Genomic DNA, 13562 nt, shown 5'->3' on the forward strand with positions numbered 1-13562 from the left:
GGCTCGCCTTCCACCGGCCCCTCGGCCGTCCTCAGCCCCCTTGGCCCCGTCGGGTCGTCAGTCCAGGTCGTCCTCGGCCTCGCGGACGACCACGACGGTGCCGGCGCAGTACTGCACGACCTGCTGGCTCACCGAGCCCAGCAAAGCGCCCTTGAAGCCGCCGTACCCGCGGGTGCCGACCACCGTCAGGTCCGCCTCCTTCGAAGCGTCGACCAGTACCTGAGCCGGGGATCCCTGTTCGACGCGACGGAACACCGGAACGCCCGGCGAGGCGCCGACGGCCGCGGTGACGGTGTCGGCCAGCTTGCGCCGCGCCGCCTCCTCGACGCTCACCGCCGCACGCTCGGCCGCCTGTTCGGGCGCCCAGGCGATGGCGAAGGGATTGCGGTTCCACTCCCAGGCCATCACCGCGTGCACCCGGCCGCCCACCATTCCGGCCTGCGCGACCGCCCAGCGCAGGGCCTCCTTGGAGTGGTTCGAACCGTCCACGCCGACGACGATCAGAGGCTCGATGGGGTGCTCGCTCACGGTGATTCCTCTCACTTCGCCCGAAGAGTCGATCTCCTCCCTGTATACCCCGACCCGGGGCCCCCGCCTCGAACGACGATCGTTGCGGGGGCCGACGACTTTCGGGGACAGCCCCCGGCGGCCGCTCCTTGCGAGGGTGTGGGTGTCCAGGCGATCGCCGCCGGACGCGAAACGACACGGAGGAACGGGCGTGGCTCAGCGCAAGGGTTGTCTGATCGGGTGCGCGGTGGCGCTGGTGCTGGGCGTGGGTCTCCTCGTGGTCCTGGTCTTCGGCATGGGGAAGGTCCTCGACATGGCCGACAAGACCCTGGCCGACCCCGCGGTCTACGAAGCCGCGAAGATCGGCGACCCGGAGAGCGAGCTCCGCGGCAAGCTCCCCTCGGGTGAGAGCTTCGTCAAGAGCGCTCTCAAGGAAGGCGGCCCGGCCGAGCCCGAGGGCAGCGTCTGCGCCTGGTACCTCTCCAGCGACGAGAGCGAGATCGGCAAGGAAACGGTGCTCCGCTTCTGCTTCAAGGACGGCAAGCTCGCCGAGAAGGCCTCGTATCCCATGAAGTAGGCCCGCCGCCGGTCAGCCGCAGTCGCGGACCGAGCACAGCTCGACCTCGGTGATGCCGGGCAGTTGCTCGATCTGTCGTTTCAGCTCTGCGCGCTGTTCCTGGGAGAGGTCGTCGGGGAAGCGGACCTCCAGGAAGGAAAGGCGGTCCGACCCCGACCCCGATCCGTACACCGTCGTCGCGCCGTACGGCCCCAGCCGCTGATCGGCGTCCCCGAGCCCGTCGTGGAACCACCCCGGGTCGACCGGCGCCCGGTACGTGTGGGGCCGGGCCGTCGCGGGCCCGACGTAGAAGTGCCAGGTGAAGTAGGCGCTCAGCGCGACGACTCCCGCGAGCAGCAGGGCGCCGACGGCCGCCGACACCCGCGCCACGACCGGGCGCTTGCGCGGATCCGCGATCGCGGCCAGCAGGAGGACGAGCGCCGACGGCCAGAAGAGGAACAGCCCCACGAAGACACCCAGCACGCCCCAGGGGATCAGCGACACTCCCACGATCACGCAGGCGCGCACGAAGGCCTTCGCGCGGCGCACGAAGAACAGGGGAGCCGCGACGCACGGACCGGTCACGAGGTACAGGGCGGCCGTGTACTCGTCGCGCAGGCCCCACAGCGTGAAGGGCACGGCCGCGAGGGCGGCACCCACCGCGAGGGCCCGCTGCGCCCTGTGGGCGGGCCGGACCCGCGCACCGCTTACCGTGATGGCACTCATGGCCGCCCCCCTACCATTCCTGAACGCGTTCAACTGAACGTGTTCAACCTAGCAGACCATCGCGTGGGGGAGCGGGGGGCGGGTCCCGGTACGCCCTCCTCCCGCCGTCTGAACGCCGGAACGGTCGACGGGTAAAGCGCATTAGCGCATAACGGCCGGCGAACCGTCGACAAAGAGCCACATCCCGCCGGTCCGCCCACTCCGTCATCGCCTCGATATCGGCCTCGATGACGTGTATCTAAAGCGCATTAGTCCAGGTGGAAGGCCTAGAGACGGTAATCGCCGAAGAGGGCGGGGCATTGCCGCGTGATGCCGCACCAATGCCTCCCCGGCCACCACCGAATGTGCCTCATTGACGAGGTCTTGCTTTCCGGCGACCGTGGGCACGCCTCCGGCAATGAGGCCGGACTTCCGTGAAGGCGGCGACGATGACGCACGCGAACGTGACCCGTACGGCTGTGGCGACGCTGGTGACCGGCGCCCTCCTCTCGACCGCCGCGTGCGGCCTGAGCGGCGGCGCCGCGGACGCCGGGGAAGCGGTGAGGACGGGCCGGGTGTCCGGGCAGATCACCTTCCGGACCCTCCAGCTCAAGCCCACCTTCACCGGGTACGTGCAGGCGGTCATCGACGCCTTCGAGGCGAAGTACCCCGAGGCCGAGGTCAACTGGGAGGACGTCCCCGGTGACGGCTACAACGAGAAGCTGGTGGCCGACGCCCAGGCCGGCGCCCTTCCGGACGTGGTCAACCTGTCCACCGACTCCTTCCAGCTCCTCGCCGACCGGGGCATGCTCGCCGACGTCGCCAAGCTCGACGGCCCCCTCGCCAAGGAGTACGTGCCCGGCGCCTGGGAGCAGTTCAAGCTGCCCGGCAAGGGCGACAGCGTGTACGCCTACCCCTGGTACGTGACCCCGGAGATCCTCACGTACAACAGAGAGCTCTTCGAGAAGGCCGGCCTGGATCCGGCCGCGCCGCCGACCAGCGTGGAGCAGTTCTTCGACTACGCCGAGCAGATCGCCGCGCGGTCCGGCGGGCAGTTCTCCGCCTTCATGGCCGACCCCAAGGGCCGGCTGCCCGGGGACTGGCAGAAGATGGGCATCCCGATCCTCAGTGCGCAGCAGGACCGGTTCACCTTCGACACCGACCGGGCCGTCGCCTGGGTCGAGCGGATGAAGGACCTGTACGCCAAGGGCGCCATGCCCAAGGAGTCCCTGCTCAAGTCCGACGACATCAACCAGCTCTACGGCGGCGGCAAGCTCGTCTTCGGCCCCGGCTCCCCGGGTTTCGTCAAGGACATCAAGCAGAACGCCCCGCAGGTCTACGCCAAGACCCAGGTCGCGGGAGCCGTCACCGGCAGGCTCGGCCACATCGGCATCTACGCGCAGTCGCTCGGCGTCAGGAAGGACACCAAGCACCTCGACGCGGCGACCGAGTTCGCGAAGTGGGTCACCAACGGCCCCAACCAGGTGGAGTTCTCCCGGAAGGCCACCATCTACCCGTCCCACGCCCAGGGCCTCGCCGACCCCTACTTCGCGGACAAGGGGGACGGCAAGGACGCGCAGACCCTCGCCCGCGCGGTCGGCGCCGAGCAGCTGAAGACCGCCGCGCTCGACGCCAACACCCCCGTCCAGTGGACCAACCAGGTCGGTGACGCCGTCGTACGGGAGGTGCAGAAGGCCATCACCGGCGAGCAGGACCCCCGGACGGCGGTGAAGAAGGCCCAGGAGGCGGCGAACAAGCTCCTGTCCGACGCGGCGGCGAAGTGACCGGCCTCCGCGCCCCCGCCGCCGGCCCCGCCATCGCCCCTGCCGACACCACCACCGCCGCACCACCATCCCGGAGCCGCCGCGAGAAGCGGCGCCGCAGGGCGTCCCTGCGGGCCATGGAGGCCGAGACGGGACTGCGCCACCGCGCGTGGTGGACCCCGTACCTCTTCCTCGCCCCGGCGCTGGCGATGGTGACGCTGTTCAGCCTCTGGCCGTTCGTCAACACCGTCATCCTCTCCTTCACCGACGCCCGGATCCTGCGCGGCGGCACCTTCGTCGGCCTCGCCAACTACCGCCGCGCCCTCGACGACCCCGACTTCTGGGTCGCGACCGGCAACAGCGTCGCCTACCTCGCGGTCGTCGTACCGTGCCTGGTCCTCCTGCCGCTGGCCCTCGCGGTCCTCGTCCAGACCAAGGTCCCCGGCATCGGGTTCTTCCGCTCCGCCTTCTACACGCCCGTGATCGCCTCGGCCGTGGTCGTCGGACTGATGTGGCAGTGGGTGCTGCGCAGCGACGGCCTGGTGAACACCGTCTTCCAGAAGCTGCACGTCATTTCGGAGCCGGTCCCGTTCCTCACGGACAGCACGATGCTGCTGGTCTCCGCCATGATCGTCACCGTGTGGAAGGGCCTCGGCTACTACATGGTCTTCTACCTGGCGGCCCTCGGGAACGTCCCCGTCTCCCTCTACGAGGCGGCCGCGATCGACGGCGCCGGTCCCGTCCGCCGCTTCTTCAGCATCACCGTGCCGCAGGTGAAGCCGATGATGCTGCTGGTCGGGACCCTCTCCGCCATCTCGGCCCTGCGCGTCTTCACCGAGATCTACATCCTCGGAGGCGAGAGCGGCGGACCGGGCGGCGGCGCCCGCACGCTGCCCTTCCTCATCCGGCAGGTCGGCCTCGGCTTCTCGGGCGAGACCGGCTACGCCTCCGCGATCTCCATCCTGCTGTTCCTCCTGACGCTGGTCTTCAGCCTGCTGGGCCGTCGTCTGTCGAAGGGAGACGAGCGGTGAGGCGCCCCTGGCTCGGCCTGGCAGGCCGGTACGCGACGCTGACCACGATGCTCGTGGTCATGCTCGGCCCGATCGTCTGGCAGTTCCTGACCTCGATCCGGGGCCGCACCGAGAACGTGTACGACGGCGTGCTCCCCTCGCAGCCGACCCTGGACAACTACGCCCGGGTCGCCGACTCCTTCCCCCTGCTCCAGTACGTCGGCAACACCCTCACCGTCGCCGCGCTCGCGGTCACCTCGAACCTGCTCTTCTCGGCGATGGGCGGATACGCCCTGTCCCGGGCCGCGTGGAAGGGCCGTCAGGTGGTGTTCACCGTGCTGGTGGCGACCCTGATGTTCCCCTTCGAATCCGTGATGATCTCGATGTTCCTCACGGTCCGCGAGATGGGCCTGGTCGACACCCTCATCGGCGTCTGGCTGCCGGGCGCGGTCTCCGTGCTCAACATCATGATCATGCGGGCGGCCTTCCTGGCCGTGCCGAAGGAGGTCGAGGAGGCCGCGGTCCTGGACGGTGCGGGCGAGTGGACCCGCTTCACCCGGGTGTTCCTGCCCGCCGTCAAGGGCGCCCTGGCCGTCGTCTGCATCACCAGCTTCATGGGCGCCTGGGACGACTTCCTCTGGCCCCTGCTGGTCCTCACCGACAGCGACCACTACACCCTGCAGCTGGGCCTGAAGACGCTGGCGGGCGCCACCACCGTCAACGACCAGCGGCTCATCGCGGCGGGCGCGATGGCCGCGCTCCTCCCGATGATGCTCCTCTTCTTCGCCCTCCAGCGTTTCTTCTTCAAGGGCGTGGGCGAGGGAGCCGTCAAGACCTGAGCCGCCGCGCTACGACCTCACCTGTACCGACCACCCCTCCTCAGGAGCAGCCGTCATGCACGATGACCGCAGCATCACCGAACACCGCCTGCGCCGGGTCCTCCAGGAGCGCATCAAGCCCGCCGTGCACTCCCGTCCCGTCCCGCTGACCGTCGAGCGCTGGCAGGCTCCGGACGAACCCGTCCCCGTGGCCGAGGGCCTGGCCGCGACGTACGAGCCCTGCGCGATCGGCGACGCGTGGGGCCCGGCCTGGGGCACCACCTGGTTCAAGGTCACCGGCACCGTCCCCGCGCAGTGGGCCGGCCGCACGGTGGAGGCGGTCCTCGACCTCGGTTTCGACCGGATGATGCCGGGCTTCCAGTGCGAGGGCCTGGTCCACCGGGCCGACGGCAGCGAGATCAAGGCGCTGAACCCGTACAACGACTGGGTGCGCGTGGCCGACCGGGCCGAGGGCGGCGAGCAGGTCCACTGGTACGTCGAGGCCGCCTCCAATCCGGTCCTGGTCGACCACGTGCCCACGTACGAGGGCGACAGGTGGACCAGCGGCGACCAGCCCCTCTACCGGCTCGCCCGGATGGACCTCACCGTCTTCGAGGCCGAGGTCTGGGAGCTGGTCCAGGACCTCGAAGTGCTCTACGGCCTGATGACGCAGCTCCCCACCGAGGACGCCCGGCGCTACGAGATCCTGCGCGCCCTCGAATCCGCCCTGGACGACCTGGACCTGACCGACGTCCCCGGCACGGCGGCCGCCGCCCGCGAACGCCTCGCCGGGGTGCTCCGCGCCCCTGCCCACGCCTCCGCCCACCGGATCAGCGCGGTCGGCCACGCCCACATCGACTCGGCGTGGCTGTGGCCGCTGCGCGAGACGGTGCGCAAGGTCTCCCGTACGGCGTCCAACGTGGTCGACCTGATGGACCGGCATCCCGAGTTCGTCTTCGCGATGTCGCAGGCACAGCAGCTCGACTGGATCAAGACCCACCGGCCCGGGCTCTTCGAGCGCGTCAAGAAGAAGATCGTGGACGGGCAGTTCGTGCCCGTCGGCGGCATGTGGGTGGAGTCCGACACCAACATGGTCGGGGGCGAGGCCATGGTCCGCCAGTTCCTCTACGGCAAGAAGTTCTTCCTCGACGAGTTCGGCATCGAGACGCACAACGTGTGGCTGCCCGACTCCTTCGGTTACACCGCCGCGATGCCCCAGATCGTCAAGCTCTCCGGCTCCCGGTGGTTCCTGACCCAGAAGATCTGCTGGTCCCAGGTCAACGCGTTTCCCCACCACACCTTCTGGTGGGAGGGCATCGACGGCAGCCGCGTCTTCACGCACTTCCCGCCCGTGGACACGTACAACTCCGATCTGGGCGGGGCGCAGATGGCTCACGCTGCCCGCAACTACCGTGACAAGGGGCGTGGTTCGCGCTCGTTGGTCCCCTTCGGCTGGGGCGACGGCGGTGGCGGCCCCACCCGCGAGCACCTCGCCCGCGCCAGGCGGCAGCGGGACCTGGAGGGCTCCCCGCGGGTGGAGATCGAGCGGCCCGACGCCTTCTTCGAGAAGGCCCACGCCGAGTACGAGGACGCGCCCGTCTGGGCCGGCGAGCTCTACCTGGAGCTGCACCGCGGCACCTACACCTCCCAGGCCAAGACGAAGCAGGGCAACCGCCGCAGCGAATCGCTGCTGCGCGAGGCGGAGTTGTGGGCGGCGACGGCCGCCGTGCGCGTCCCGGGCTTCGCCTACCCGTTCGCGGACCTGGAGCGCATCTGGAAGACGGTGCTGCTGCACCAGTTCCACGACATCCTGCCGGGCTCCTCCATCGCCTGGGTGCACCGCGAGGCGCGCGAGACGTACGCGCGGGTGCGCGAGGAGCTCCAGGGCATCATCCTCGCCGCGCAGCGGGCCCTCGCGGGGGAGGGCAGCGAGGAACTGGTCTTCAACTGCGCCCCGCACGCCCGGCGCGGCGTCCCCGCGGGCGGCGCGGGACGCCCGGCCGAGCCGGGGCGGCCCGTCACGGTCGAGGAGCGGCGCGGCGGCGGGTACGTCCTGGCCAACGGCCGGCTGCGGGTGGAGATCGACGACCGCGGCCTGATCGTGCGCGCCTACGACCTGGAGGGCCGCCGGGAGTCGATCGCACCGGGGGGCGCGGCGAACCTCCTGCAGATCCATCCCGACCACCCCAACATGTGGGACGCCTGGGACGTCGACGAGTTCTACCGCCACCGGGTCACGGACCTCGTGGACCTGGACCGCCTGGAGCTCGCCGAGAGCGGTCCCGCGGCCGTCACCGTCCGGGTCACCCGCTCCTTCGGTGCCTCCAAGGCGGTCCAGTCCCTCACCCTGCGGGCCGGGGCCAAGACCGTCGACATCGTCACGGAGGTGGACTGGCACGAGACGGAGAAGTTCCTCAAGGCCGCCTTCCCGCTGGACGTGAAGGCCGAACGAACCGCCTCCGAGACGCAGTTCGGGCACGTCTTCCGCGCCACGCACACGAACACCTCGTGGGAGGCGGCGAAGTTCGAGATCTGCGCCCACCGCTGGATCCACGCCCAGGAGCCCGGCTGGGGCGTCGCGCTGCTCAACGACTCCACGTACGGACACGACGTGACCCGCGACGTACGGGCCGACGGCGGCCAGACGACCACCGTCCGCCTGTCCCTCCTGCGGGCCCCGCGCTACCCCGACCCGGAGACCGACCAGGGCCACCACACCCTGCGCTACTGCCTCGCGCCGGGCGCGGAGATCGCGGACGCGGTCCGCGAGGGCCACGCCCTGAACCTGCCGGAGCGCACCCTGACCGGCGCGGCCCCGGTCGCCCCGCTGCTGGTGGTGGACAACGAGGCGGTCGTCGTCGAGTCCGTCAAGCTCGCCGAGGACCGCGGCGGCGACGTCGTCGTGCGCCTCTACGAATCCCTCGGGGGCCGCGCCACGGCCACCCTCACGGCGGACTTCCCGATCACGGCGGCGGTCGAGAGCGACCTGCTGGAACGCCCCCTGGAGGGGTCCGCCGTCGCCACCCCGGCGGCCGACGGCACGGTCCAGCTCACCCTGCGCCCGTTCCAGATCCTCACCGTCCGCCTCCACCGCGCCTGACGGCACCGGCCGCGCCCCCGCCCCCGGCCCCACGGCGACGGAGGCGGGCGTGAACTCCACCACAAGGAGGGCCCGCCTCCCCCGGGAATCCGGGGAGGCGGGCCCCGCCTGGTTTTGCACCTAGTTGCAAAACAGGGCCTCCCTCGCTAGAACAGGTTCATCACCCCGCGCGAGGAGGCACACCCCGATGAGTCCGCAGAGTTCCCAGAGCCGCTACCCGCACCTGCTGAGCCCCCTGGACCTCGGTTTCACCACCCTGCCCAACCGCGTGATCATGGGCTCCATGCACACCGGCCTCGAAGAGCACGAGGGCGGCTTCGAGCGCCTCGCCGCCTTCTACGCCGAGCGCGCCCGCGGCGGCGCCGGGCTCATCGTCACCGGAGGCATCGCCCCCAACGACGCGGGCCGGCCCTTCGAGGGCGGCTCCCGCCTCACCACCGAGGACGAGGCCGCCGAGCACCGGGTGATCACCGAGGCGGTGCACGCCGAGGGCGGGAAGATCGCGATGCAGATCCTCCACTTCGGCCGCTACGCCTACCACAAGGACCTCGTCGCCCCCAGCGCCCTCCAGGCCCCCATCAGCCCCTTCGTACCGAACGAGCTCACCGACACCGAGGTCGAGCGCACGGTCGAGGACTTCGTCCGCGCCGCCCGCCTCGCCCAGCTCGCGGGCTACGACGGCGTCGAGATCATGGGCTCCGAGGGCTACCTGATCAACGAGTTCATCGCCGCCGCCACCAACCGGCGCACCGACCGCTGGGGCGGCGCGTACGAGAACCGCGTCCGCTTCCCGCTGGAGATCGTCCGGCGCACCCGCGAGGCCGTCGGGGACGACTTCATCCTCATCTACCGCCTCTCCATGCTCGACCTCATCCCCGGCGGCTCCACCCTCGACGAGGTCGTCCACCTCGCCAAGGAGATCGAGGCGGCCGGCGCCACCATCATCAACACCGGCATCGGCTGGCACGAGGCCCGCATCCCCACCATCGCCACCTCCGTTCCGCGCGGCGCCTACACCTGGGTCACCAAGCGCCTGATGGGCGCGGTGAGCATCCCCCTCGTCACCAGCAACCGCATCAACACCCCGGAGATCGCCGAGGAACTGCTCGCCGACGGCCGCGCCGACCTGGTGTCGCTGGCCCGCCCCTTCCTCGCCGACGCCGACTTCGTCGCCAAGGCAGCCGCGGGCCGCTCCGAGACCATCAACACCTGCATCGGCTGCAACCAGGCCTGCCTGGACCACACCTTCAGCGGCAAGATCACCAGCTGCCTGGTCAACCCGCGCGCCTGCCACGAGACCGAACTCGTCCTGTCCGCCACCCAGTTGAAGAAGCGCATCGCCGTCGTCGGCGCCGGCCCGGCCGGCCTCGCCTGCGCCGTCTCCGCCGCCGGACGCGGCCACGCCGTCACCCTCTTCGAGGCCTCCGGCCACATCGGCGGCCAGCTCGACATCGCCCGCCGCATCCCCGGCAAGGAGGAGTTCGAGGAGACCATCCGCTACTACGGCACCCAGCTCGTGGAGAGCGGCGTGGACGTCCGCCTGAACACCCGCGCCGACGTGGACACCCTCCAGGGCTACGACGAGGTCGTCGTCGCCACCGGCGTCACCCCCCGCACCCCCGACATCGAGGGCGTGGACCACCCCCACGTCGTCAGCTATCTCGACGTGCTGCGCGACGGCGCCCCCGTCGGCGAGCGCGTTGCCGTCGTCGGCGCCGGCGGCATCGGCTTCGACGTCGCCGAGTACCTCACCGACAGCGGCGAGGGCGCCTCCCAGGACCCCGACGTCTACTTCCGCCACTGGGGCGTCGACACCGCCTACACCGGGCCCGGCGGCCTGACCGAGGCGTCCCGCCCCGCGTCGCCGCGCCAGGTCCACCTGCTCCAGCGCAAGCCCACCAAGGTCGGCGCCGGCCTCGGCACCACCACCGGCTGGATCCACCGCGCCGAGATGAAGCACCGCGGCGTCGTGTCCGTCGCGGGCGCCACGTACGACCGCATCGACGACGAGGGCCTGCACATCACCGTCGGCGGCGAGCAGCGCCTCGTACCGGCCGACACCGTGGTGCTGTGCACCGGCCAGGAGCCGCGCCGCGACCTCTACGAGGCCCTGCGCGCGGCCGGCGTCGAGGCCCACCTGATCGGCGGCGCCGACGTGGCCGCCGAGCTCGACGCCAAGCGGGCCATCCGGCAGGGCACGGAGCTGGCCGCCACCCTCTGACCGGGATCCGTGATCGAAGGGGATTGTGGCGGCCCGCCCGGGCCGCCACAATCTCCCGGTGACGTTCTCACCCGCAGACGCAGACAAGATCCTCGCCGACCACTTCGCCCCCTGGGTGCTCGCCCTCGGCCTCACCGTCCAGGAGACGGGCGAGCGGCACGCCGTACTGCGGCTGCCCTGGTCCGGGGAACTGGCCCGGGACGGCGGCGGCCTGTCCGGGCAGGCCATGATGGCGGCCGCCGACACCGCCACCGTCATCGCGATCTCCGCCGCGCGCGGCGGGTACGGGCCCATGACCACCGTCCAGCAGTCGACGAGCTTCCAGCGGCCGGTCGTCGACGCCGACGTGCTCGTTCACGTACGGGTCACCAAGCTCGGCAAGCGGATGGCCTTCGCCGACATCACCCTGACCCCCGAGGGCGCGGCGGAGCCGGCCGCCACCGCCTCCACCGTCTACGCCCTGCTGGGCTGAGGCCGAGCCGCGCGGTACGGGGCCCCGGCGGTCAGACCGACCGCCGGGGCCCCGTCTCAGGCCGGCCGGCTCAGAACCGGCCCGGCCCGCCCGGGAAGGGCAGCCGGCCCGAGGGGGCCGCGGACCCGCCCCGCTCCGCCGCGGCCGGCGGCTGCGGGTTCCGGCAGGTCACGTCCTGGTCGGGCAGCACACCCGTGGTCAGGTAGGCGTCGACCGTCGCGTTGGCGCAGGAGCCGGGGTCGAAGACGTACACGCCGTGCCCCTCACCCCCGGCGGCCAGCACCATCCGCGAGCCCTTGAGCGCCCGGTGCAGGCCCTGCCCGCTGCTCAGCGGGGTCTGCGAATCCCACTCGTTCTGCACGGTCAGCACGTTCGCCCGGGTCCGCATCGGCGTGGCGGCCTCCACCGGCCGCTGCCAGAAGGCGCACGGCTTGATGTTGGACGCGAAGTCCCCGTACAGCGGGTACTTGGCCTTGTCCCTGGCCGCGTCCCGCTCGTACTGCTCGGTGTAGCGCGGCCACGTGCCCGTGTCCCCGCACAGCACGGCCCAGAACACGGCCGTGCCGTTGTCCGAGGCGGGCTCCTCGCCCCCGCCCCTGAGCATCTTCTTCAGCTCCGTGGCGTCGGCGCCCGCGGGCAGCGGCTTGCCCTCGGCCGCGGCCTTCAGCGCCGTGACGAGCCCGGAGGCCTGCGCCGGGTAGAAGAAGTACGGCCGCGCCGTGCGGATGGCGTCGCCCGTCAGCTTCACCCCCTGGAAGTCGATCGGCTCCCGGTCGGCGCGCGCCACCAGCCCCCAGAAGGTGTCGGACACCGCCTTCGGGCTGTCACCCAGGCCGTACTCGGCCGACCGCTCCGCCGCCCACTGCGTCCAGCGCGCGAAGGCGGGCTCGCCCTCCTCGGCCCACACCTGGATCATCCCGCGCCAGACCCGCTTCGGATCCACGGCACTGTCGAGCACGAAGCGGTCCGTGCGCTCGGGGAACATCTGCGAGTACACCGCGCCGAGGTAGGTCCCGTACGAGTACCCCAGGTACGAGAGCTTGCGCTCGCCCAGCACCGCGCGGACCGTGTCCATGTCGCGCGCCGTGTTGCGGGTGGTGATGTACGGCAGCACCGCACCGGCCTTCTCGCGGCACTTGTCGGCGACGGTCTGCGCCCACGCCACGTCGGAGGCGTAGGTCTCCGGACGGTACGGCCGCTCGAAGTTCTGCTCCGTCGCATTGAGGCCGCAGGTGATCGGGCTGCTGCGGCCGACCCCGCGCGGGTCGAAGCCGATGAGGTCGTACTGCTCGCGCACGTCCTTGGGCAGCGATTCGTTCATCAGCAGCGGCAGGTCGAGCCCGCCACCGCCCGGGCCACCGGGGTTGAGGAGCATGACGCCGTGGCGCTTGGCCGGGTTCTCGCTCTTCATCCGGGATATGGCGAGGTCGAGGGTGGGCCCGTCGGGGCGCCGGTAGTCCAGCGGGACCTTGAGCGTGGCGCATTCGTACGAGGCCGGCTGTTCGGGACTGCAGCGCTGCCAAGCCGGTTTCTGCCGCAGGTGGTCCGCGGCCGGGGCGGCGGAGACCTGCGTCGCGGTCAGCAACGGCACGGTGGCCGCCATGAGTCCGGCGGCGGCCAGCAGCGGCGCGGAGCGTGTCAGGCGCACGAAGCCTTCCTTTCGGTCAATTCGCTTACGTGTCCACCCTGTTGCATGGCGGGCGGGGGCGAATCATCCCGAAGGGTCGTGCCTGCTGCTCCTCACGAATGAGCCGATAACCGGACAAGTGGCCGACACGCCGCAGTTACACGGCGGTCATGACCCCGAGGGCGAGTGGTGGCCGTGGGGGACCGGGTGCTCGCCGTGCTGGGAACCGGTCTCGACGGCGCCGCCGAGCCGGTCCCGCAGCGGCGTCAGGGCCTGCGCCGTCCCGGCGGTGACCACCCACCGGTCCCCGACGAGATAGGTGCCGCCGTACATCCGGGCCTCGGTCAGCCAGGAGCGCAGGCCCCGGTCGTCGGCGAAGGTGACGATGCGGTACGCGCCCTCCCCGGTCCCGCAGCCGCCCTGACGCAACTCCTCGGCGTCGACGCTGACTTCGGGGGTGCAGCCGAGGGCGGCGGCGATCTCCTCGATGGAGGTGCCGGGCGGCTCCTCGGCCCGCGCTCCGGCGCAGCCGCCGCACAGCAGGGCGACGGCGCACACCGCGACGGCGGCGGGCAGGGACGTGCGGAACCGGCGGGTGGGGGAGGTGCGGCGGTAGGGGAGCGGCATGGCGACCTCACGGGCTGATCGGGGTCCGGCGCGGTCGTGGGGGGCGGGGGGGGGGGGGGGGCCCGGCCCCCCCGGGGGGGGGGGGGGGCGGCCCCCCCCCCCCCGCGGTCGAGGAGGCCGCCTTCGCCTTATTTACCGTGTGCGGGGAGGCGCACC

11 protein-coding genes are annotated in these 13562 nt (G+C 71.5%); 7 read left to right on the plus strand and 4 right to left on the minus strand.

Features of this window, described 5'->3' with window-relative positions; all coding sequences use genetic code 11:
- Positions 1-57: 57 nt before the first annotated feature.
- Complete coding sequence (locus tag ACF059_RS12175) at positions 58-528, minus strand: universal stress protein (RefSeq protein WP_361951288.1); 471 nt, start codon at positions 526-528, stop codon at positions 58-60.
- Between the two features lie 190 nt (positions 529-718).
- On the opposite strand from ACF059_RS12175, the gene ACF059_RS12180 reads away from it, so the two are divergent.
- On the plus strand, positions 719-1084 hold the full coding sequence (locus ACF059_RS12180; protein WP_392055017.1) for a hypothetical protein: 366 nt from the start codon (positions 719-721) through the stop codon (positions 1082-1084).
- 12 nt (positions 1085-1096) lie between these two features.
- On the opposite strand, the gene ACF059_RS12185 is transcribed toward ACF059_RS12180, so the two are convergent.
- Positions 1097-1789, minus strand: a complete 693-nt coding sequence (locus tag ACF059_RS12185; RefSeq protein ID WP_392055020.1) for a hypothetical protein — start codon at positions 1787-1789, stop codon at positions 1097-1099.
- Positions 1790-2217: 428 nt separating this feature from the next.
- On the opposite strand from ACF059_RS12185, the gene ACF059_RS12190 reads away from it, so the two are divergent.
- The 6 genes from ACF059_RS12190 to ACF059_RS12215 all read left to right on the plus strand — a co-directional run bounded on the left by ACF059_RS12190 (position 2218) and on the right by ACF059_RS12215 (position 11152).
- On the plus strand, positions 2218-3552 hold the full coding sequence (locus ACF059_RS12190; RefSeq protein ID WP_392055023.1) for an ABC transporter substrate-binding protein: 1335 nt from the start codon (positions 2218-2220) through the stop codon (positions 3550-3552).
- Positions 3549-4562, plus strand: coding sequence for a carbohydrate ABC transporter permease (locus ACF059_RS12195; protein WP_392055026.1), 1014 nt, complete (start codon positions 3549-3551; stop codon positions 4560-4562). Before ACF059_RS12190 ends, ACF059_RS12195 begins: the two co-directional genes overlap by 4 nt.
- 47 nt (positions 4563-4609) lie before the next feature.
- On the plus strand, positions 4610-5380 hold the full coding sequence (locus ACF059_RS12200) for a carbohydrate ABC transporter permease (RefSeq protein ID WP_392056643.1): 771 nt from the start codon (positions 4610-4612) through the stop codon (positions 5378-5380).
- 55 nt (positions 5381-5435) lie between these two features.
- A complete protein-coding gene (locus ACF059_RS12205) occupies positions 5436-8459 on the plus strand; it encodes an alpha-mannosidase (RefSeq protein ID WP_392055029.1) in 3024 nt (1007 codons plus the stop codon).
- A 187-nt stretch (positions 8460-8646) separates the two neighbouring features.
- Positions 8647-10680, plus strand: coding sequence for an FAD-dependent oxidoreductase (locus ACF059_RS12210; RefSeq protein ID WP_392055032.1), 2034 nt, complete (start codon positions 8647-8649; stop codon positions 10678-10680).
- A gap of 58 nt (positions 10681-10738) precedes the next feature.
- The gene (locus ACF059_RS12215; RefSeq protein ID WP_392055035.1) at positions 10739-11152 is read left to right on the plus strand and encodes a PaaI family thioesterase; all 414 of its coding nucleotides are present in this window, start codon (positions 10739-10741) and stop codon (positions 11150-11152) included.
- A gap of 70 nt (positions 11153-11222) precedes the next feature.
- Here ACF059_RS12215 and ACF059_RS12220 read toward each other — a convergent pair whose 3' ends face one another.
- The gene (locus ACF059_RS12220; RefSeq protein ID WP_392055038.1) at positions 11223-12800 is read right to left on the minus strand and encodes an alpha/beta hydrolase; all 1578 of its coding nucleotides are present in this window, start codon (positions 12798-12800) and stop codon (positions 11223-11225) included.
- Positions 12801-12947: 147 nt separating this feature from the next.
- Positions 12948-13406 carry a hypothetical protein gene (locus tag ACF059_RS12225; protein WP_392055041.1) on the minus strand — a complete coding sequence of 153 codons (459 nt, stop codon included), beginning with the start codon at positions 13404-13406 and terminating at the stop codon, positions 12948-12950.
- Positions 13407-13562: the final 156 nt, after the last annotated feature.

Source organism: Streptomyces sp. NPDC016562 (genome assembly GCF_043076955.1).
GTDB lineage: Bacteria > Actinomycetota > Actinomycetes > Streptomycetales > Streptomycetaceae > Streptomyces.

What these genes read in the sequence shown, in the direction of transcription:
- ACF059_RS12185 (WP_392055020.1), bottom strand. Translation starts at nt 1,789, where the DNA reads ATGAGTGCCATCACGGTAAGCGGTGCGCGGGTCCGGCCCGCCCACAGG.
- ACF059_RS12190 (WP_392055023.1), top strand. Translation starts at nt 2,218, where the DNA reads ATGACGCACGCGAACGTGACCCGTACGGCTGTGGCGACGCTGGTGACC.
- ACF059_RS12200 (WP_392056643.1), top strand. Translation starts at nt 4,610, where the DNA reads ATGCTCGTGGTCATGCTCGGCCCGATCGTCTGGCAGTTCCTGACCTCG.
- ACF059_RS12205 (WP_392055029.1), top strand. Translation starts at nt 5,436, where the DNA reads ATGCACGATGACCGCAGCATCACCGAACACCGCCTGCGCCGGGTCCTC.
- ACF059_RS12210 (WP_392055032.1), top strand. Translation starts at nt 8,647, where the DNA reads ATGAGTCCGCAGAGTTCCCAGAGCCGCTACCCGCACCTGCTGAGCCCC.
- ACF059_RS12225 (WP_392055041.1), bottom strand. Translation starts at nt 13,406, where the DNA reads ATGCCGCTCCCCTACCGCCGCACCTCCCCCACCCGCCGGTTCCGCACG.